This window comes from Allobosea sp. P1_B10 (assembly GCF_056406735.1).
In genome coordinates, this window is sequence record NZ_JBFTZP010000004.1 from 224,223 (window position 1) to 244,568 (window position 20,346).

The window sequence follows — 20,346 nt, forward strand, 5'->3', positions numbered from 1 at the left end:
GACGACATGCCCATCCGCATCGGCGCCAACCCCATCAGCTGGTCGAATGACGACCTCCAGGACATCGGCGGCGCGACGCCTCTCGAAACCTGTCTCGCCGAGGCCCGCGAGGCTGGCTTCGAGGGCATGGAACTCGGCCACAAGTTTCCGCGCGAGCCCGAGGCCCTGAAGGCGGCCTTGGGGCCGTTCGGCATGGCCTGCATATCGGGCTGGTACTCTGCCGAACTCCTGCTGCGCGATGCCGAGGACGAGATGCGGCATCTCCGCCCGCATCTCGATCTGCTCAAGGCGATGGGCTCGAATGTCCTGATCTTCGCTGAGACCTCCAATGCGATCCATGGCGACCGCAGCAAGCCGCTCTCCCAGCGGCCGGTGATGAAGGCCGGCGACTGGGCGCAGTTCGGTCGGCGGATCACGCAGGTGGCCGAGCGGACGCTCGCCGAAGGCGTACGACTGGTCTACCACCACCACATCGGCACCATCGTCGAGACGCAGGCCGATATCGACGCCTTCATGGCAGCGACCGGCGAGGCCGCCCATCTCCTGCTCGACACGGGCCACGCCACCTGGGGCGGCGCCGACCCGGCCGCGCTCGCGCGGCGCTATCGCGCCCGGATCAGCCACGTTCACGCCAAGGATGTACGCCGCTCTGTCATGGAGCAGGCGCGCCGCGAGGATTGGAGCTTTCTCGATGCCGTACTCGGCAAGGGCGCCGATCTCGGCGTCTATACGGTGCCGGGCGATGGCATGGTCGACTACACGAGCGTCTTCCGCGAGCTGCCGGGCTATTCCGGCTGGGTCGTGGTCGAAGCCGAGCAGGACCCCGAGAAGGCTCATCCGCTGACCTACGCCAAGAAGGGCGTGGCCCATCTCAAGCATAGCCTGAAGGAGGCGGGGCTCGCCTGAGCCCCGTATTGCGATGTCGAAGCTGTTGGTGAAGCCGAGCGCCCCCGATGACGACGGGCGAATCCATGACGTGACGCCGCAGAGCGCCGGCTGGGGCCATGTCGGCTTCGCCGTGCATCGCCTTGCCGACGGCCAACGCCTTGCTCGCGAAACGGGGGACCGGGAACACTGCCTGGTCGTGCTGTCGGGCAAGGTTGCCGCATCCGCCGGCGGACAGGATTTCGGCATCATCGGCGGGCGGGCCTCGCCCTTCGAGCCCGATCCCTGGTCGGTCTATGTCCCGGCGGGAGCGCAGTGGACACTCACGGCGCAGGGCGTGTGCGAGGTAGCAGTTTGCTCGGCTCCCGGCGTATCGGGCGCGCGCCCTGCCCGCCTGATCGCACCGGCCGATGTCGGCTGCCTGACGCGCGGCCAGAGCAGCAACACCCGCCACGTCCGCAACATCCTGCCCGAGACCGAAGCGGCCGACGGGCTTCTGGTGGTGGAGGTCGTGACCCCGGCCGGGTCCTGGTCGAGCTACCCGCCGCACAAGCATGACGTGGATCGCCTGCCGGCCGAATCCCAGCTCGAGGAGACCTACTACCACCGACTGAACCCGCCACAGGGCTTCGGCTTCCAGCGTGTCTACACAGACGACCGCTCGCTCGACGAAACCTTCGCCTTCGAGAATGGCGATGTCGTGCTCGTGCCTCGCGGCTATCATCCAGTCGGCGCGCCGCATGGCTACGACCTGTATTATCTCAATGTCATGGCAGGCCCCAAGCGGGTCTGGAAGTTCCACAACGACCCCGCGCATGCGTGGATGCTCACGCCATGACCCAGGCGCCGCGCAAGCCCGGGCACGGTGTCGATGATGGCGGCGACGACATCTCTACGCTTTCGAGCCGCATCGTCTACCGGAATGCCTGGATGCGTGTGCGGGAAGACGAGATCCGGCTGCGGGACGGCAGCACGGGCATCTACGGCGTCGTAGAGAAGGCGGATTTCGCAGTCATCGCGCCGGTCGATCACGGCCTCGTCCACCTCGTCCAGCAGTTCCGATATCCCGTCCGCTCCCGCCAGTGGGAATTCCCCCAGGGTGGCTGGGAAGGCAGGCCCGACGCCGACCCGCTCCAGGTCGCGCGCGGCGAACTCGCCGAGGAGACCGGCCTGCTAGCCGGGCGGATGGAGGAGGCTGGCCTGCTCTATCCGCTCTACGGCACCATGACGCAGAGCTACCGGATTTTCCTCGCCACGGAGCTCGAGCCCGGCGCGCCCGATCGCGAGCATACGGAGCAGGACATGATCACGACCACCGTCCCGCTGGCCGAGTTCGAGCGGATGATCGTGGATGGCGAGATCAGGGATGCCGCGACGGTTGCCGCATTCGGGCTGCTGCGCCTGAAGCGGCTGGTCTGACGCCTCAGCCGCGCAGATATGCGGTCGAGATGATGGACCAGTCCTCGATCGGGATGTCCTGTCCGGACCTCACCACGCAGATCCGGTCGAATGAGATCGACCGAGCCGCGAGCCCCGGGCTGTGCTCGACCGCAGCGGGCGCCTTCGCGTCCTCCGTGAGATCCCCGTAAAGCAGGGAAATGTGCGGCACGAACGCCCCCTCCTCCTCGGGGTCCAGACGTCTCTTCAGGGCGACGAGTGCCGGCGCCAGCTGAAAGCGCGCATAGAACGCCCTGAAATAGGCAGCAGTGGTCTCGATCCCGCTGATCGGCAGTGCGAAGGCAGGCACCTCGCTAGCGGCTTGCTCGCACATCCCGGCCAGCCGCTCCGCAGCCATGGGCGTATCGCCCCGCAGCGTCAGGTGAGGCGTAAAAACCGGGGTTCCGTAGCGCTCCGCCAGCACCCGGACCTGAGCCGAGAGAAACGCCGCATCCTCCTCTTCCGGCATCAGCCAGATCGATCGCACATCCGTCGTCATAGGTTCACAAATCTGTTGCAAGAGCGCGCTACGGAACGTTATGTTTATTCCAAGCCGATCACGGAATGGAAGAACAATTCCATTCTTGCAAAACAAGACCGGCATGGAGGGGACGGATCGTGGAGGCGGGAACGCAAGGCGTGCCGTGCGTCGGCGCGGCCATCAAGGTGCGCGATCTGCATGTCGCCTATGGCGGCACGCCGGTGCTGCACGGTGTTAGCCTTGATTTCGAGCCCGGCACCTTCACCGCGCTCCTTGGCTCCTCCGGCTGCGGCAAGACTACGCTTCTGCGCTCGCTCTGCGGCTTCGTCGCGGTCAAATCCGGCTCGATCATGGTCGGAAATCGTGACGTCGCGCTGCTGCCGCCGGAAAAGCGTGGCATGGCGATGGTGTTCCAGTCCTATGCGCTCTGGCCGCACATGACCGTGCTGCAGAATATCGGCTACGGGCTGAAGCTGCGTGGCGCCTCGCGGAGCGAGATCACCGGCAAGGTGTCGTCGCTGCTCGCGATGCTGGGTCTCACCGGCTACGAGGACCGCAAGGTCACGGCGCTCTCGGGCGGGCAGCGCCAGCGCGTGGCGCTCGGCCGGGCGCTCGCGATCGACCCCGGCATCCTCCTCCTCGACGAACCGCTCTCCAATCTCGACGCCAAGATCCGCATGACGATGCGGCACGAGATCCGCGCGATCCAGCAGCGGCTCGGCGTCACCGCGATCCACGTCACGCATGATCGCGAGGAAGCGATGACGATGGCCGACCGGCTCGTGATCATGCAGGCGGGGCGCGTCGCGCAGGTCGGCACGCCCGAGGAGGTCTATGACAGGCCGGCGAGCGCCTTCGTCGCCAATTTCATGGGCGCCGAGAACGTGATGCCGGTGCATGTCGCACGCTCCGGGAACGGAACCGCGATCAGCGCGGGCACGGCGTTTGCCCGGCTTCCGGACAATTACGCCACGTCGCTGCCGGCAGGCGAGGCCGTCGCCTATTTCCGCGACGATGTCGCCAGCCTCGACGCGCCCGATGCCGTCGCGCAGGGAGATCTCATCGTGCCCGGCCGCATTGCCGCGCGCAGCTATCCCGGCGGTCTCTATCGCTATCGCATCGAGGCGGCAGGCCGGCAGATCACGGTCGACGACGCCTCGCGGCATGAGCCCGGCGCGACGGTTGGCCTGCGCATTCCCCTGCAACGACTTCACATCTTCCCGGCGGCCGAGGCCGCCATCGCCGCCTGAAGGAGCCAGTCCCATGCGCATACTCTCGATTGCCTGCTCCCTCGCTGCCCTGATCGCAGCGTCACCGGTCACCGCCCAGACCATCAACGTCGCCTCGGCGGGCGACCAGAACATGGTCGACTACGTCAAGGACTATCTCGGCCCGATGTTCGAGAAGAGCCATCCGGGCGTGAAGGTCGTCTCGGTCGGTACCGGCCCCGGCGATGCCGGCTCACAGAAGATCTATGAGAAGCTCGACGCCCAGAAGGGCGCCGCGACCACCGATTTCGACGTCCTCGTCATCCACCAGAAGGCCGCGGGCCAGATGGTCAAGGAGGGCCTGCTCGACAAGTACACGGGCAATGTCGCGACCGCGAAGCTCGCGACCAGCGAAGCCGCCTCCAACGCGCTGGGCACCGATGTTTCCGGCTTCGTAATACCCATGTTCCAGTCGCAGACCGCGCTCGCCTACAATGCCGACATGGTCAAGACACCACCCGCCACCTTCACCGAGTTGGCGGACTGGGCCAAGAAGAACCCCAAGCAGTTCGGCTACAACGGCATCAAGGGCGGCATGTCTGGCGTCTCCTTCGTCGCAGGCTGGGTCTATGCCTTCGGCGGCGACGCCGACAAGCTGATCAAGGGTCCCTACGACGCCACCACCAAGACCAGTTGGGACAGCGCTTTCGCCGGGCTCAAGGACTTCAACAAGAACGCCGTGATCACCCCCGGCAACGCCGGCACGCTCGACATGCTGAACCGTGGCGAGATCGCCATCGGGCCGGTCTGGGTCGACATGTTCTATTCCTGGCAGGCCGACGGAAAGCTGCCGCCGAACATGAAGCTCAAGCTAGTCTCGCCTGGCATGCCGGGCCAGCCGATGTACTACGCCGTCGCTGCCAAATCGGCGCAGAAGAAGCTGGCCGAGGAGTTCATCGCGCTCGCCACCAGCCCGCAGGTCCAGGCTGACGGCATCGTCAAGAAATTCAACTGGTATCCGGGCATCGACGCCAAGAACCTCGAAGGCAAGCTCGACAAGGCGGCCTGGGACAAGCTCTTCACCGATGTCACCCCGGCCGAGCTCGCCAAGAACGGCAAGCCCTTCCCGATCGCGCCCTACTTCAACGACATCCTCGAAGGCTACGAGAAGAAGGTCTCGAACTGATCGATGACCGATGTCCGGGATGACGGATGCGCCGTCATCCCGGACAAGTCGCTTCAGCGACGCCGATACGCGATCCATGCCTGAACCATTCCAGGATGGATCCCGGATCTCCGCCTCGCTACCTCCCGGCTGACACCGGGTAACTTCGAAGACGCAGGTCCGAATGTCTCTCTCCCAACGCCAGCTCGCCTTGCTGCTGATCGCACCCGGTCTGGCGCTCGTTGCGGCATTATTCCTGTATCCGCTCTGCTTCTCTATCATCTCCGCCTTCACCGGGCCTCAGGGAGGCTTTTCGCTCCAGGCCTTCGAGAAGGCGTTTGAGCTCTATTCCGGCGACATCCTCTTCACGATCGTTATCGTGGTGACCTCCTGCCTCCTCACGGCACTGGCCGCCATCGCCATCGCAGGCACCCTGACGCTCGGCGAAAACCCCTGGATCGTCGGCACCCTGCGCCTGCTCTATCGCTGGCCACTGTTCATCCCCTTCATCGTGGCCGCGCAGTGCATGCGCACCTTCCTCGCCAAGAACGGGCTGATGAACAACAGCTTCGTCTCGCTGGGCCTGATGGAGCCGCTCCAGGCCGTCAGCTACCTTGATTGGCGCGGCATCATCATCACCTTCGTCTGGAAGCAGACGCCCTTCGTCGCGCTGCTTCTTGCAGGTGCGCTCGCCTCCATCGACCGGGCGACTCTCGAGGCCGGCCGCAATCTCGGCGCGTCGCGGCTGCGGGTGCTACTGGAGTTAGCGCTGCCGCAGGTGCTGCCGACGCTGCTGGTCGCGCTCGTCCTCTCCTTCGTCACGATGCTCTCGGTGCTGTCGGTGCCGATGATGGTGTCGGGCTCGCAGCCGACCATGCTGACCGTCGACATGGCGTTCCGCATCAACGCTTATGGCGATTACGCCACCGCCAATGCACTGGGCGTCATCACCTATCTGATCAGCGCGGGAGCCGCGATCCTCTACCTCAGGCACGGCATGGCCAAGGAGAACGCGCCGTGATCCGCGCCATGTCGATGCTGCGCGCCTCGCTGGCGGGAGTGGTGCTGGCAGCCTTCGCCTTCGTCCTGATCGGCCCGCTCGCCAATCTGGCGCTGTGGTCGGTGGCCGAGCGCTGGTACACGCCCTACAAGCTGCCAGTCACCTACGGCACCCGCTATTGGGAACAGGTTTTTCGCCCGACCGGCGACGCCATGGCTTCGCTGGGAACCTCGGTCTGGATTGCGGTCCTGACCGTCGTCCTGGCGCTCGCACTCTCGGTCCCGGCGGGCTACGCGCTGGCGCGGCTGAAACTGCCGATGCGCGCGCTGTTCATGATCATGTTCCTGCTGCCGCAGGCGTTTCCATCGGTCGCGATCTACATCAACGTCGCCCGCATCTTTTACAATCTCGGCATCAACGGCACGGTTTTTGGCGTCGTGCTGGTGCACGCCACGCACGGGCTGGTGTTCTCTGTGTGGATCGCAGCCGCCGCCTTCGCCGCCGTCGACAAGGATCTGGAGCTGGCCGCGCGCAATATCGGAGCCTCGGGCCTGCGCACCTTCTTCACGGTGACACTGCCGCTGGCTGCGCCCGGCATTATCGCCAGCGGCATCTTCGTCTTCCTGGAATCGCTGGACGAGTTCACCGGCACCTTCTTCGTCGGCGTGCCGCAGGTCACCACGCTGCCGCTGCTGCTCTACAACGCGGCGATGGGCGGCAACTACCAGGTCGCGTCGATAACGGCGCTCATCCTGCTGGTCCCCTCTGTCCTGTTCATGCTCTTCATCGAACGCTTCCTGCGCGCCGATGTGCTGGCGAAGGTCGGGGCGTAGTCCACGCTGCCGCTCGCCAGGCGAGGATCCTTCACGCGCTCTCCGTCCGCCGGGGGCTTTGGCGGACGTAACGTCAGCCTCGCGTGGGTCGACGCATTACGCGGTCGCGGTCAGAATGCGGCCGCGACTGCGCTATAGCGGTGGCTAGCGCCCTGCCTGACCGATTCGAGATAGGAAACCTCGTGGATACGATCGTGATCGTCCTGACGATGCTGCTGGCGGTAGTGGTCAGCGGCATGCTGGTCAGGCTTTCGCCGGTACCGCTGCCGATACCGCTCGTGCAGATCGTCCTGGGCGCGATCATTGGCCTCTTTGCTACAGTGAGCATCGAGCTCAACCCCGAGATCTTCTTCCTGCTGTTCCTGCCGCCCCTGCTCTTCCTCGATGGCTGGCGCATCCCCAAGGAAGGCCTGTTTCGCGACAAGGGAACCATCCTCGAGATGGCGCTGGGGCTGGTCGTGCTGACGGTAGTGGGCGTCGGCTTCTTCATTCACTGGATGATCCCGTCCATGCCGATCGCGGTGGCTTTCGCCTTGGCGGCGATCGTCTCGCCGACCGATCCCATCGCGGTTTCCGCCATCGCCGCCCGCGTGCCCATCCCAAAGCGCCTGATGCACATCCTGGAAGGCGAGAGCCTTCTGAACGACGCCTCGGGCCTCGTCTGCATGCGCTTCGCCGTAGCGGCGGCCATGACGGGGACGTTTTCGCTCGTCGACGCCTTTGGCACGTTTCTCTGGGTTTCGATCGGCGGGATCTTGATTGGCGTGGCCGTCACCTGGGCGACCGCAGCCCTGAAATACTGGGTGTCGCGGCGGCTGGGCGAAGACACCGGCTCGCATATCCTGATCAGCATCCTGATCCCGTTCGGGGCCTATATCCTCGCCGAGCATCTGCACTGCTCGGGCATTCTCGCGGCAGTGGCAGCCGGAATCTCGATGAGCTATGTCGAGCAGCGCGGGCATACGCTGGCGGTGACGCGTGTCCGGCGCAGCGCCGTCTGGGACACCATCCAGTTCTCGGCCAATGGCGTCATATTCGTCCTGCTCGGCGAGCAGCTTCCGCAGATCGTCTCAGGCGCAGCCGCGTCGTCCGCGAGACCGGGCATCACGATCCCATCTGGCTGCTCGTCTACATCGCCGCGATCAACCTCGCCCTTGCTGCGATGCGCTTCGCCTGGGTCTGGGTCTCGATGCGGTTCACGCTGTTTCGGGCGACGCGGCGCGGAGAAATGCCCTTCGTCCCGGGCTGGCGCCTGATCGCCGCGACCTCTCTCGCGGGTGTGCGCGGGGCGATCACGCTGGCAGGCGTTCTGACCTTGCCGCTGACCTTGACGAGCGGCCAGCCCTTTCCGGCGCGCGACCTGGCGATCCTGCTCGCAGCTGGCGTGATCATCACCTCGCTGCTCGCGGCCAGCATCGCCCTGCCCTATCTCCTGAAGGACCTGGAGCTTCCCCCGGAACCGTCCCATGAGGCCGAGGAAGATCGTGTGCGCAACGCCGCTGCCGAGGCGGCCATCAAGGCGATCGAAAGCACCCAGCACCGGATGGGCAAGGGCCGCAGCGACGCCGATCTCTACGCCGACATCGGAACGCGCATCATGGAGTTCTATCGCGAGCGCATCGACGGCCGCTCGAAGACCGGCGACGAAGCCGATCTCGTCAAGGCGATGGACCAGATCGAACGCGAATTGAGGCTGGCAGGCCTGAGGGCCGAGCGCGAGGAGATCTATCGCTACGTTCGCTCGAAGCAGATCTCCGACGATGTCGGCCGCAGGCTGGTACGCGAGGTTGACCTGCTCGAAGCGCGGTTCACTCCGGCATAGAGTAGTCCGCGACAGCAGCGGCCCGGCTCAGGCGGCAGCCGTGCGACCGCCGAGATATGCTGCGCGGATCTCCTCGTTAGACCAGAGCTGGGTCGGGTCCCCGGACAGCACGAGCTTGCCGGTCTCCAGCACATAGCCACGATCGGCGACCGAGAGACCCATGCGGGCGTTCTGCTCCACCAGCAGCACCGTCGTGCCCCGCCGCCTGATCTCCGCGATGATCGCGAACACCGCCTGGACGATGACCGGCGCGAGGCCCAGAGAGGGCTCGTCGAGAAGCAGGATGCGTGGCTTCGCCATCAGGCCCCGTGCCACGGCCACCATCTGCTGCTGCCCGCCCGACAGGGTCCAGCCGAGGGCGTCGGCAAAACGCCGGATATCGGGAAAGAGGTCGAACATCTCGTCCGCCTCGCGCCTGATCTGCGAGGTCTTGAGGCCACGCCGGTTGGACGCACCCAGCATGATGTTTTCGCGCACGCTGAGACCGGGGAAGACACGGCGCCCCTCGGGAACATGGGCAATGCCGCGACAGACGATCTCCTCGGGCTTCAGGCCTACGATCGACTGTCCCTCGAACAGGATGTCGCCGGAGACGGGCTTCGCCAGCCCCGATATAGCGCGCAGCGTTGTCGATTTGCCGGCGCCGTTCGAGCCCAGCAGGGTGACGACCTCCCCGGCCTCGACGACGAGCGAGACACCATCGACGGCCTCGACCTCGCCGTAGCGGACGACGACTGATTTCAGTTCAAGCAGCGACATCGGGAGCCGTTCCAAGGTATGCGGCGATCACGTCGGGATGTTTCAGCACGTCTGCCGAGTAGCCGTCGGCGATGCGGCGGCCAAAGTTCAGCACCGTGATGTGCTGTGCGACCTCGCTCACCAGCGTCATGTCGTGGTCGATGATCAGGATCGTGAGGCCACGGGCCGAGATGCGCTTCAGCAGGTTACGCAACTCGACCTTTTCGGAGGAATTCAGGCCGGCCCCAGGCTCGTCGAGCAGGAGCAGCGCCGGGTCGCCGGCGAGCGCACGGGCGATCTCGACCGCCCGCTGATGTCCGTAGGAGAAGCCGGACACGACCTCGTCTGCGCGATGTTCGAGGTCGACGAAGGCGAGCGCCGCGCGGGCCCGCGCCACGACGGCTGTCGGCGAATTGCCGATCTCGCTGCCGGGCCGCTCTGCCCCGACCATCACGTTCTCCAGCGCCGTCATCGAGCGCCAGAGGCGGATGTTCTGGAAGGTGCGGCCGAGACCGGCCTTGGTCCGGGCGTGGGCCGGCAGGTTGGTGATGTCCTGCCCGTTGAGCACGATGGTGCCGGCCGTCGCCTTGTAGAGCCCCGACAGTACATTGAGCGTGGTCGTCTTGCCGGAGCCGTTCGGGCCGATCAGCGCGTGCACGCCGCCGCGCCGGATCTCCAGGTCGACTTCGTCCACCGCCTTGAGGCCGCCGAAATGCTTCGAGAGCTGGCGCACCTCCAGTACGATTTCGGCTCCCGCGCCGCCGCCCGACAGCTGCAGCGCATCGCCAGTCGCCCCGCGCGCGGAGGGACGCTTGAAACGGTCCAGCTGGCCACGCAGATAGCCCCAGATCCCATCCGGCATGAACACCACGATCAGGATCACGGCCGCGCCGTAGATTGCGAGATAGAGCCCCGGAATGCTCTTCAGGAAGCGCAGCCATTCCGGGATCAGGATCAGCAGGCCCGTCCCGATGACAGCGCCGATCGGCGAGGCCACGCCGCCCAGCAGCACCATGGTCAGGAACACCACGGATTCCGCAAAAGAGAACTGATCCGGGCTGACATAGGCAAAGCCGCCGGCAAACAGCCCGCCGCCGATTCCGCCCAGGACCGAGGACAGCACGAAGGCGGTGACCTTCGTGCGGTAGACGTCGATGCCGGCGACGCCGGCGGCCAGTTCATTGTCTCGCACCGCCCGCATCGCGCGGCCGAGCCGTGTGTCTCGCAGCGACCATACGAGATAGCCGAGGGCGCCCAGCACCGCGATGCAAAGCGCGAGATAGTTCGATCCATCCGCGAACATCGCGGGCCGTGGAATCGCGCGCACGCCATCCGGCCCCTTGGTCACAGGGATCCAGTTGATCAGCACGAGGGTGACAATCTGCTGGAAGGAGATCGTCACCATGGCGAGGTAGTGACCGCCCAGCCGCAGCGTCGAGGCACCTAAAATCCCGCCGAAGACGCCCGCCATGGCGGTGCCGATCAGCAGACAGAGCCAGAAGTTCAGCCCGTGCTCTGTCTGCCCGATGCCGACCGCATAGGCTCCCAGCCCGAAGAACGCCGCCTGCGCCAGATTGATCTGGCCGCACAGGCCGAGCACGATCGTCAGCCCGAGCACCGCGATCGCATACGTCGTCGCCTGGAGCGAGATGTTGAAGACATAGCCGGTCTTGGGCACCAGGATCGCAAAGGCGATCGCGACCAGAACGAGGGCGACATAGGCGGGAACACCCCAGCTCAGGCGCGGACGCGGAGCCTCGGTCGTCGTTTCGGCGGAGGTGCTCATGCCTTCTCCGCCACGCGCTCGCCGAAGATGCCCTGTGGCCGGAAGACCAGGAACGCGATCAGCACCAGGAAGGCGAACCCATCCTTGTAGGGAACCGAGATATAAGCGGCGCCGAACGTCTCGATCACGCCGAGCGCCAGGCCGCCGATGATGGCGCCGGTGACGTCACCGAAGCCGCCGATGATCGTCGCAGCGAAAGCCTTCAGGGCGATCGCCGCGCCCATTCCGATGGAGACGAACAGCACCGGCGCGACCAGTATCCCCGCGATGCCGCCGATCACCGCCGAATAGACGAAGGTGACCATGATCATCACCGCGACGGGGATGCCCAGCAGCGAGGCCATCTCCTTATCCTGCGAAGTCGCCTGCAGCTTCTTGCCGAGCAGCGTATGCTCGAAGAACCAGTACTGCAGACCGACGAGAACCGCGGTCACGGCGATGATCAGGAGATACTGGCTGTCGAGATAGACCGGCCCGATCAGGAATCCCGGCGTCTCGAACCAGCCCGAAAGCACCTCCGGCTCGGGCCCGTGGATCGCCAGGGTGGTGTTGGCGAGGAAGATCGAGGCACCGATGGTCGAGATGATGACCGGCAGGTAGGTCCGGTGCCGCAGCGGATAATAGACCGTGAGGTTGAAGACCGCCCCCAGCAGCGCCATCCCGGCCAGCGCGACGACGAAGGCCAGCCAGTAGGGCAAGCCGATCTTGACCGAGAAGACAACCATCAGGAAGGCCGCCAGCATCGAGAATTCGCCCTGGGCGAAGTTCACGACATTGGTCGCCCGGAAGATCAGCACGAACCCGAGCGCGACGAGCGCATAGACCGAGCCGATCCCGATTCCGGTGAACAGAAGTTGGAGTACGAGATCCATCTACCTACCGCGCTTGCGTGAAGCCTGATCGGACCTTCGGGCGACGAACCTTGTCGACCGCCCGAAGGAGTGAGCCGGGATATCGCAGCCGCTCATGCCGGCGAGTGCTGGCGTGAGCAGCCCTGTTGCGGACGCCGCCGTCCGCCGGAGCGGCCGGTCGGGCGCGGAGATCGAAGCGGCTCAGCCGAGATTGGGCGTGAAGTCGATCCGCTTGTCGAACTTGATATCGCCCTTCTCGTTCTTCACGATGTTGTAGCCGTGCAGCCCGTCGCCGTTCTTGTCGAAGTTGTACTCGCCCTCGGCGCCCTTGTGCCCGCGGATCGCCAGCATGGCGTCGCGTACCTTGGCGGGTTCGGTAGAGCCGGCCTTGTTCATCGCCAGCGCCAGGCAGGTGACGGCGTCATAGGTCCAGGAAGACTGGTTGTCCGGCGCGACCTTGCGGACATCGCGATAGGCCTTTCCGAAGGCCTTCGAGGCCTCGCTGGAATCCTCCGCATAGTCGGCCACGCCGAAGGTGTTGTAGAGCGCCGGGCCGGCGAGCTTCAGCGCCGAGACGTTTACGATCGACGGCGATCCCACCCACGGGATGTTGACCCCGAGCTGGCGCAGCTGCCTCGCGAAAATGCCGAGATCGGTCTCGAAGGTGAAGTAGGTGCCCAGAATGTCGGCGCCCGACTGTCGCACGGCCAGAACGACCGGTGTGAAGTCCTGGCTCTGGTTGGCATAGCCCTGGTCGAGGGCGACCGTCGCGCCGTTATCGGGAAGGGCGTCGGTGAGCGCCTTCGCGCCAGCGGTGCCGAAGGCGTCGGTCGAGTGGACGATCGCCCACTTCTTCTTGCCGAGTTCCTTGGTGCCGTACTGCGCGATGACCTTGCCCGAATAGGAGTCATTGGGCCGGAAGCGGAACAGCCAGGGATTGTTGAGCTTGGTCAGGTTGGGGTCGGTCCCGCCAAACCCGACCGGCTTGCCGGCCTTCAGCATGTCGGGCGCCATGGCGTGCATCTGCGTCGAGCGGATCGACCCCAGGAATGCGACGATCGACGGCTCGCTCGCGAGCTTCGAGAAGGCAAGGACAGCGCCAGGATTGGTGGTCTGGTCGTCCTCGAAGACGAGTTCCAGGGGTTTGCCGAGGACGCCCCCGGCCTTGTTGACCTGTTCGAGTGCGATCCTGGCTCCGCTCTGGGCGAATGAGCCGGATTCCGCGGCTGCACCTGTCATCGGCATCACCATGCCGATCTTGATCGTTGCACCTTGCGCCCAGGCGCTGCGGATGAGGGCTGGAGCAGCGACTGTTCCAGCAATCGCGGTTGTGAAGCCGCGGCGGGTCAATAGCATGGTCATTCTCCCTGGAACCGGATCTTTCCGTCCGGCCTCTTGGAGAATGGTACATTCGTCTATGCCGGTTGACGCCTAATCCTTTAGACGAAGCCGGCGGGCTAACATGGATACATCAAATACTTTGCACCCTGCTGCGGAAGCTCGACTCGCGGCTGTTGCCGAGGGCGGGTCACCCCGCCGCCGGCCCGGAAAAAAAGCGGCCCTCAGGCCGCCTTCTTGGTTGCGTCGAACGGGATCTCGATATCGACGATCAGGGTCGAGACCTGGACACCGCGCTCCATCTTGACGCTGACCTTCTCGTCGTCGATCTGCATGTGCTTGGAGATCGCGCGCAGGATCTCGTCGCGCAGCTTCGAGACCAGGTCGGAATCACCCACGCTCGCGCGCTCGTGAGCGAGCAGAACCTTCAACCGTTCACGCGCGGCGGGGGCAGTCTGAGGTCGGGAAAAGAGGCGGAGCAGATTCATGCCGCTTTCCTTCCGAAGATCTTGCCGAAGAAACCCCGCTTCTCGCCGGGGATCATGATCGGCAGGGTTTCGCCCTTCAGGCGGCGGGCTGCCTCGAAATAGGCGATCGACGGCGCGCTGCGATCATCGGCCAGCGTCACCGGCGAGCCGAGATTGGAGGCGCGCAGCACATCCGTGCTTTCGGGGATGATGCCGAGCAGCGGAATTGACAGGATCTCGAGGACGTCGTCGACCTTCAGCATGTCGCCACGCTCGGCCCGGACGGGGTCGTAGCGGGTGAGCAGCAGGTGCTTTTCCATGTGCTCGCCAGCCTCGGCCTTGACCGTCTTGGAATCGAGCAGACCGATGATGCGGTCGGAATCGCGCACCGAGGAGACTTCAGGATTGGTCACGACGATCGCAACGTCGGCATGGCGCATGGCCAGTGTCGCGCCGCGCTCGATGCCGGCGGGGCTGTCGCAGATCACCCAGTCGAACACCGCCTTCAGGGCATTGACGACCTTCTCGACGCCCTCGGGCGTGAGGTTGTCCTTGTCGCGGGTCTGCGAGGCCGGGAGCAGGTAGAGCGTCTCGAGGCGCTTGTCGCGGATCAGCGCCTGGGTGAGCTTGGCTTCACCCTGGATCACGTTGACGATGTCATAGACCACCCGCCGCTCGGCCCCCATGACGAGGTCGAGGTTGCGCAGGCCGACGTCGAAGTCGACGACGACGACCTTGTCGCCGCTCTTGGCGAGGGCAGCCCCCAGTGCCGCGGACGACGTCGTCTTGCCGACGCCGCCTTTGCCCGATGTGACCACGATGACCTTACCCATTGACCTCTCCTGTGTGTGTGGGCTCGCCGTGCTCATGCGAGTGATCCGACTTTGAGTGTTTCGCCGTCGAGCCAGATCTGTGCGGCCTTGCCGCGCAGTTCCGGGCCCATGTCCTCGGCGGTCTTGTAGAAGCCGTCGATGGCAAGGAGTTCGGCTTCGAGTTTGCTGCTGAAGATGCGCGCCGTGGCGTTGCCCATGGTGCCGGCCAGCGCCCTGCCCCTCAGCGTGCCGTAGACGTGGATGGAACCGCCGGCGACGATCTCCGCGCCCGATGCAACCGACCCCACGATGGTCACGTCGCCATCCGGGAAGAAGAGCGACTGGCCCGAGCGGATCGGCTGGGTCACGACCAGCGAGGGTGTGGCCTTGGCCGGCGCCGGCTCGGCGCAGACGATGCTCTCGGCGCTGTCCGAGTTCTCGGAGATCGCAACCTCCTTCACCGGGTCAGTGATCGGCGCCTCGACGTCGGCGGTCGAGCGGCCACCGGACATGGCGGGCGGCAGATCGGCGCCGAGCAAGGATGCGCGGGCGCCTTCGATGCCCATGATGCGAACATTGCGCGCGTTCAGCTTGCTCACGAGCTCGCGGAGCTGAGGGCGGTCGATGTCGATGCCCTCGACATCGAGAACCACCGGCCGCCGCAGGAAGAATCCGGCCGAGAGCGCGGCGAGTTCATCGAGCCGCACCAGCCAGTCCTCGATGGGAAACTCGGGCGTCAGGGTCAAGGCAAGGTAGGATCGCCCCTTGAGGCGGATCGGCCTGGGTTTGGTTAACACAGCGGTCATCTTGGTAAATTTTCGGTTGCCCTGATCTAGCCAGCGAATGGTTAACGAGTCGTAAATCGCACAACTTTCCCGCCGCTGGCGAGAGCTTTGGAAATCGCGCCAGATCAGGCAAACGAATGATATTTCAATGTCTTGCGAAATGAGGCTACGCAGGCATCGCAGCGCGCTTGCTCGGAAGAGCCTGGCCCGACCGGAGAGCGGACCAGGTCTCGTCCGTCGCCGCCCCGCGTTAAAAGGAGTGCAGCGCTACCAGCGTCTTAGCCCCGCAGCACTAGGCAAAATTCGCCGGGGCGCCGTTGCAAAGCGCGACGAGAATCGCCGCGCAGGACACCGTGAATCGGCAAGGCCGCAAGGACTCGCGGACACGAAAGCGATGCCGCGGGCCCAGACGGACCTGGAACGCGATTCAGGACCTCAGGAATGCCAGGATATCGGGATTGAGGACCTCGGGATGGGTCGAGAGCATGCCGTGGGGATAGCCGTCATAGCTCTTGAGCGTGCCGTTCTTCAGGAGCTTGGCCGAGAGTGGGCCGGAATCGTCATAGGGCACGATCTGGTCGTCGGTGCCGTGCATCACGAGCACGGGAATCTCGATCTGCCTGAGATCATCCGTGAAGTCGGTTTCCGAGAACGCCTTGATGCACTCCAGATGGGCATTCGCCGCCCCCATCATGCCCTGCCGCCACCAGTTGTCGATCAACCCCTGGGACGGTTTCGCCCCGGGGCGATTGAATCCGTAGAAGGGGCCGCTCGGCAGGTCGATGTAGAATTGCGCCCGGTTGGCGAGGAGCGCGCTGCGCAGGCCGTCGAACACCTCGATCTGCAGGCCGCCCGGATTCTTGTCCGACTTGACCATGACCGGGGGAACCGCGCCCACGATCACACCCTTGCCCACCCGCTCCCGCTTGGCGCGGGCGAGATAGTGCACGACCTCCCCGCCCCCCGTGGAGTGCCCGATATGGACCGCGTTGCGCAGGTCCAGCGCCTCGGCAAGCTCGGCCACGTCGGCTGCATAGGTATTCATCTCGTGCCCCGAGGGGCTCTGCGAGGATCGTCCGTGACCGCGACGGTCATGGGCGATGACGCGAAACCCCTTGTCGAGGAAGTAGAGCATCTGGTTGTCCCAATCGTCGCCACTCAGCGGCCAGCCATGGTGAAAGACGATCGGTTGCGCGTCCTTTGGACCCCAGTCCTTGTAGAAGATGGAAGTGCCGTCCTTGACCGTGACCGTACCCATGAAATCGTACTCCTGCGAAACCGGTGCGTTTGCTGGCAGTTCTCGATGGCTTGAGACGTCAGGTTACCGCAGCGTCATCTCGCTTGGAAGGCACGGTGCAGGGTTTGGCATCTGACGAGGGTCAATCGGGGATCTCGAGTTCCACCAGGGGGCCATGCTGCTGCCCGCCATAGATGTCGCCATCGTTGCGCGAGCCCTGGATCTCGGGCCGCGGGATCGAGATCTTGATAGCCTTGGCGGCGTCATGCTCGAAGAACAGCACGTCGGCCTCGGGCACGCGGTAGATCGCCGCAAAGCTCGCTTTCGTGAGTACCTTGGCGTCGCAGACCCTGCGATAGACCTCGTCCGTCTCGAACATCACATCAAAGGTCAAGGTGAAGGAGCCGGCATTCTTGGAACGGATCAGGCGCGCGAGATCACCGAGCTTGGCCATGGTTCAAACCTCCAGGAACTCTGTCCGGAACATCTCAAGCGGATGCTCCGGCGCAACGATGTGATTGAGGTTGAAGCGATAGACCGGCCCCCGGTTCACATGGCTCGGCGCCATCGGAAAGGCGATGCCGGTGATCAGTCCACGCCATTCCGGAATCGGGAAATGCACCGCGAAATGCGCGAATGTCTTGGCGATCGCGTCGGTCGTGGCCTCTTCCGCCGAGGTGATGGTGAAGAGCAGGCCGACCTCATGCCCGACCCGATCCGCGAACGGTTCGAGCGGCCCCATCACGGCGTCGCGGCCATAGACGCGGACGTGAATGTCGTAGTCGTTTCGCCCGACCCTGCCCTGGAACATCTCCTGCACACGCGCGAAAAATTTCTCGCGCATGCCGTCGAGCCAGGAATCCAGCTGGCGCAGGATGAAGGGCTCGCGGACGCCGCCAATGATCAAGGCCTGGTAGCCGGCAAGCTCGGCGCCTTCGAGCTTGATGGTGACCCGCTGCGAGGGCCTGAACTTCGAGTTGTAGACACGGACCGCCCGGTCGTTCAGCGCCTCGTAGCGCGACTCCAGCGTATCGATCACGCCATTGGGCTCGGTGATCAGGAACGGGTCGGCATTCTCGTAGAGCGTGTGCGAGGCGACGCTCTGCGGGCTGCAATGCACCTCCATATCCATAGGCTCGATGTCGAAATGGTCGTCGCGGATCCATGCCATCAGGCTGTCGGGCCGCTTGCGCTGGACCGCGCAGGCCGTGCCGCATTCCAGGATCTTTGCCGCGTGCCAGGCAGCCCCGGCACCCGCGCCCATCATCAGCGGCACCGTCGAGAAAAGAGCCGTATCGGAGGCTCGCCCGGCGAGGACCACCTGCGCGCCCTGCTCGATCGCGTGGGCGATCGGCTCATGCCCCATCATGCCGACGATGTGGGAGCTCCTGTCGATCACTGCATCGCTGATCTCCGGCGCGGGATCGAGCGGCGTGATGCGCCCCTCGGCCAGCCGCCGCTTGAGGTAGTCCTTGTCCTGTTCGGAGCGGACCAGAGCGAGCTTGAAGCTCAGCCCCTCCTCCCGCGCGATCTCCAGGGCGATGTCGCGCATCCAATCGACGCCGGCATCGCCGCCCCCGAAACCGCAGGAACCGACGATGACCGGCACATCGAGCTTGCGTCCACCCAGAAGCATGAGCCTCAGGTCGCGCTTGGTGCCCTCGCGTGAAAAATGCGGCTCGCCGCTGCCAAGATGTGCCGGCCCGGCATCGGTCGAACCGCCGTCGCACGCGATGACATGGGGGTCGAGCGAGATGCCGCGCGCGAATGAGGATTCCAGAAAGCCCGAGCCTATCTGCCCCGACGCCGACAACACCCTGACCTCAGTCATCTCTCACCTTCGTCGTGGCCGCAGGCGCCGGGAATGGCGCCGCCCATGCTTGGCGTCGTCGTCGACCGTCGAGGCTGTGTGGATTGTGTACGCGATCAAGGGATTGCGCGCTCAACACGGCCTCGCTTCGGTTTCCTCGGACGGGCGGCCCAAGCCGCGCGCGGTCGCCTGAACGGCGATCTGTTCAGTTCATAATTGTATAGCGCTGTATACATTGAACGCAAACGTCATCTCGCGCAGCTCGACGGAAACCGAGGTGGCGCGAAACCGGCGACCGTGGGACCGGCCTAGCTCCGACGCATCAGGATCATCTTCTCCTGCGTCATGTCGCGCATGGTGAAAGGTATGCCGCCGGTGCCGTAGCCGGCTTCACGCCTCCCGGCAAAAGGCATCCAGTCGGTGCGGAAAGTGGTGGGGTCGTTGATCATCACCGCCGAGGCGTCGAGCCGGTTGGCGGTGCGGAGCGCGACGTCGATATCCCTGGCAAAGATGCTGGCCTGGAAGGCGACGGGCAAGGCATTGGCCTGCGCAATCGCCTCATCCAGATCGGTGTAGCGATAGACGCAGACGGCAGGGCCGAAGATCTCCAGTTGCGAGACTTTGGCGTCGCGCGGCGGATCGAGCAGCACGGTTGGCTCTAGCGTCGTCTGCGAGATGCGCTTGCCGCCGGTCGCGAGCCTGGCTCCGGCCTTGACCGCCTCGTCGATCCAGCCGGCAATGCGGTCGGCCTCCTTCGGCAGGATCAGCGGACCGACCTCGGTCTTCGTCAGCACGGGATCGCCGACCCGCAGTGCCTTGACGCGCGCGACGAGCCGCTCGGTGAATTCGCCGGCGATGTCCTGGTGCACGAAGATGCGCTGCGTCGACACGCAGACCTGGCCGGCATGATAGTAGCCGCCCTTGACGATCGGCTCGATGATCGTCTCCAGATCGGCGCTACGGTCGACGATCGCAGGCGCCGCGCCGCCATGTTCCAGCGCGGAGCGCGCACCATGCGCCAGCTTGGAATGCAGGTACCAACCGACCTTGGCCGAGCCGATGAAGCTCAGGAAGGCGACCCGCGGGTCGGTCGCGAGCTTTTCGGCAAGCTCGGTCGTCTCGGGGACAAAGCTCTGGACCCAGCCGTCCGGCAGTCCGGCCTCATGCACCAGCGCGACGAAGTCGAGGCATGACAGCGGCGTCGTCCCGGCCGGCTTGATGATGACCGGACAGCCCACCGCGATGGCCGGAGCGACCTGGTGAACGATCAGGTTCAGCGGGTGGTTGAAGGCCGATATCGCCGCGACGATGCCGATCGGCTCGCGGGTGGTAAACGCCCAGCGGTCGACCGCGGCGGGCGACAGGCCCATCGGGATCTCGCGACCGGCCAGGTTCCGTAGCTCATCGGCGGCATTGTGCACGCCGTCGATGGCGCGCGTCACCTCGACGATCGCATCGGGCAGCGGCTTGCCGCCCTCGCGCGCGATCTGCAGCGCGAGATGGTCGCGCTTGCCCTCAAGCAGCCCGGCGAGGCGACGCAGGATCGCCATGCGCTGATGCGGTTTCAGCCAGCCGTCGCGATCGCGGAAGACGCGCTGCGCCGCTTGCAGCTTGGATTCGAGCACAGCGGCGTCGTCCGTTGCGATCTCGGTGATGACAGCGCGGTCGAAGGCCTGGACGACCTCTAGCAT

At 65.1% G+C, this 20,346-nt stretch carries 19 protein-coding genes and 1 pseudogene; 8 read left to right on the top strand and 12 right to left on the bottom strand.

The genetic code is table 11. The features are described 5' to 3' along the window. Positions 1-6 precede the first annotated feature (6 nt). From iolE to AC1D2L_RS11710, 3 genes are read left to right on the top strand one after another with little or no spacing between them, the layout of a single operon-like run. On the top strand, positions 7-906 hold the full coding sequence (gene iolE / locus AC1D2L_RS11700) for a myo-inosose-2 dehydratase (protein ID WP_476846040.1): 900 nt from the start codon (positions 7-9) through the stop codon (positions 904-906). Positions 907-919: 13 nt separating this feature from the next. Beyond that, on the top strand, positions 920-1,723 hold the full coding sequence (gene iolB / locus AC1D2L_RS11705; protein ID WP_476846041.1) for a 5-deoxy-glucuronate isomerase: 804 nt from the start codon (positions 920-922) through the stop codon (positions 1,721-1,723). Continuing rightward, on the top strand, positions 1,720-2,304 hold the full coding sequence (locus AC1D2L_RS11710; protein ID WP_476846042.1) for an NUDIX domain-containing protein: 585 nt from the start codon (positions 1,720-1,722) through the stop codon (positions 2,302-2,304). Before iolB ends, AC1D2L_RS11710 begins: the two co-directional genes overlap by 4 nt. A 4-nt stretch (positions 2,305-2,308) precedes the next feature. Here the strand turns inward: AC1D2L_RS11710 and AC1D2L_RS11715 are convergent, their stop codons facing one another. Beyond that, positions 2,309-2,821, bottom strand: a complete 513-nt coding sequence (locus AC1D2L_RS11715; RefSeq protein WP_476846043.1) for a 2'-5' RNA ligase family protein — start codon at positions 2,819-2,821, stop codon at positions 2,309-2,311. A gap of 119 nt (positions 2,822-2,940) precedes the next feature. Between AC1D2L_RS11715 and AC1D2L_RS11720 the strand changes: the two genes are divergently transcribed. From AC1D2L_RS11720 to AC1D2L_RS11740, 5 genes and pseudogenes are all read left to right on the top strand, one after another. Next, positions 2,941-4,053 carry an ABC transporter ATP-binding protein gene (locus tag AC1D2L_RS11720; RefSeq protein WP_476846044.1) on the top strand — a complete coding sequence of 371 codons (1,113 nt, stop codon included), beginning with the start codon at positions 2,941-2,943 and terminating at the stop codon, positions 4,051-4,053. Between the two features lie 13 nt (positions 4,054-4,066). Then, positions 4,067-5,197 carry an ABC transporter substrate-binding protein gene (locus AC1D2L_RS11725; RefSeq protein WP_476846045.1) on the top strand — a complete coding sequence of 377 codons (1,131 nt, stop codon included), beginning with the start codon at positions 4,067-4,069 and terminating at the stop codon, positions 5,195-5,197. Between the two features lie 163 nt (positions 5,198-5,360). Continuing rightward, positions 5,361-6,197: an ABC transporter permease gene (locus AC1D2L_RS11730; RefSeq protein WP_476846046.1), complete on the top strand. Its 837-nt coding sequence runs from the start codon at positions 5,361-5,363 to the stop codon at positions 6,195-6,197. Positions 6,198-6,205: 8 nt separating this feature from the next. Beyond that, positions 6,206-7,009 carry an ABC transporter permease gene (locus AC1D2L_RS11735; RefSeq protein ID WP_476846268.1) on the top strand — a complete coding sequence of 268 codons (804 nt, stop codon included), beginning with the start codon at positions 6,206-6,208 and terminating at the stop codon, positions 7,007-7,009. 182 nt (positions 7,010-7,191) lie between these two features. Beyond that, a pseudogene (locus AC1D2L_RS11740) lies at positions 7,192-8,831 on the top strand (Na+/H+ antiporter). Between the two features lie 27 nt (positions 8,832-8,858). Here AC1D2L_RS11740 and AC1D2L_RS11745 read toward each other — a convergent pair. The 11 genes from AC1D2L_RS11745 to AC1D2L_RS11795 form a co-directional block, all read right to left on the bottom strand. Then, entirely contained in the window at positions 8,859-9,590 is a 732-nt protein-coding gene (locus AC1D2L_RS11745; RefSeq protein WP_476846047.1) for an ABC transporter ATP-binding protein, read from the bottom strand. Next, the gene (locus AC1D2L_RS11750; RefSeq protein ID WP_476846048.1) at positions 9,577-11,355 is read right to left on the bottom strand and encodes a branched-chain amino acid ABC transporter ATP-binding protein/permease; all 1,779 of its coding nucleotides are present in this window, start codon (positions 11,353-11,355) and stop codon (positions 9,577-9,579) included. Before AC1D2L_RS11750 ends, AC1D2L_RS11745 begins: the two co-directional genes overlap by 14 nt. After that, positions 11,352-12,227 (bottom strand): branched-chain amino acid ABC transporter permease, encoded by an 876-nt coding sequence (locus AC1D2L_RS11755; RefSeq protein ID WP_476846049.1) that lies wholly within the window; start codon positions 12,225-12,227, stop codon positions 11,352-11,354. Before AC1D2L_RS11755 ends, AC1D2L_RS11750 begins: the two co-directional genes overlap by 4 nt. A gap of 180 nt (positions 12,228-12,407) precedes the next feature. Next, positions 12,408-13,562 carry an ABC transporter substrate-binding protein gene (locus tag AC1D2L_RS11760; protein ID WP_476846050.1) on the bottom strand — a complete coding sequence of 385 codons (1,155 nt, stop codon included), beginning with the start codon at positions 13,560-13,562 and terminating at the stop codon, positions 12,408-12,410. Positions 13,563-13,768: 206 nt separating this feature from the next. Continuing rightward, on the bottom strand, positions 13,769-14,032 hold the full coding sequence (gene minE / locus AC1D2L_RS11765) for a cell division topological specificity factor MinE (protein ID WP_476846051.1): 264 nt from the start codon (positions 14,030-14,032) through the stop codon (positions 13,769-13,771). Next, positions 14,029-14,844 carry a septum site-determining protein MinD gene (gene minD, locus AC1D2L_RS11770; RefSeq protein WP_476846052.1) on the bottom strand — a complete coding sequence of 272 codons (816 nt, stop codon included), beginning with the start codon at positions 14,842-14,844 and terminating at the stop codon, positions 14,029-14,031. The genes minE and minD overlap by 4 nt, the downstream gene beginning before the upstream one ends. 32 nt (positions 14,845-14,876) lie before the next feature. After that, a complete protein-coding gene (gene minC, locus AC1D2L_RS11775; RefSeq protein ID WP_476846053.1) occupies positions 14,877-15,629 on the bottom strand; it encodes a septum site-determining protein MinC in 753 nt (250 codons plus the stop codon). A 406-nt stretch (positions 15,630-16,035) separates the two neighbouring features. Continuing rightward, entirely contained in the window at positions 16,036-16,866 is an 831-nt protein-coding gene (locus AC1D2L_RS11780) for an alpha/beta fold hydrolase (RefSeq protein WP_476846054.1), read from the bottom strand. Positions 16,867-16,987: 121 nt separating this feature from the next. Beyond that, positions 16,988-17,299 (bottom strand): DUF4387 domain-containing protein, encoded by a 312-nt coding sequence (locus AC1D2L_RS11785; protein ID WP_476846055.1) that lies wholly within the window; start codon positions 17,297-17,299, stop codon positions 16,988-16,990. Between the two features lie 3 nt (positions 17,300-17,302). Next, positions 17,303-18,676: an acyclic terpene utilization AtuA family protein gene (locus tag AC1D2L_RS11790; RefSeq protein ID WP_476846056.1), complete on the bottom strand. Its 1,374-nt coding sequence runs from the start codon at positions 18,674-18,676 to the stop codon at positions 17,303-17,305. Between the two features lie 287 nt (positions 18,677-18,963). Then, positions 18,964-20,346 (bottom strand): aldehyde dehydrogenase family protein, encoded by a 1,383-nt coding sequence (locus tag AC1D2L_RS11795; RefSeq protein ID WP_476846057.1) that lies wholly within the window; start codon positions 20,344-20,346, stop codon positions 18,964-18,966.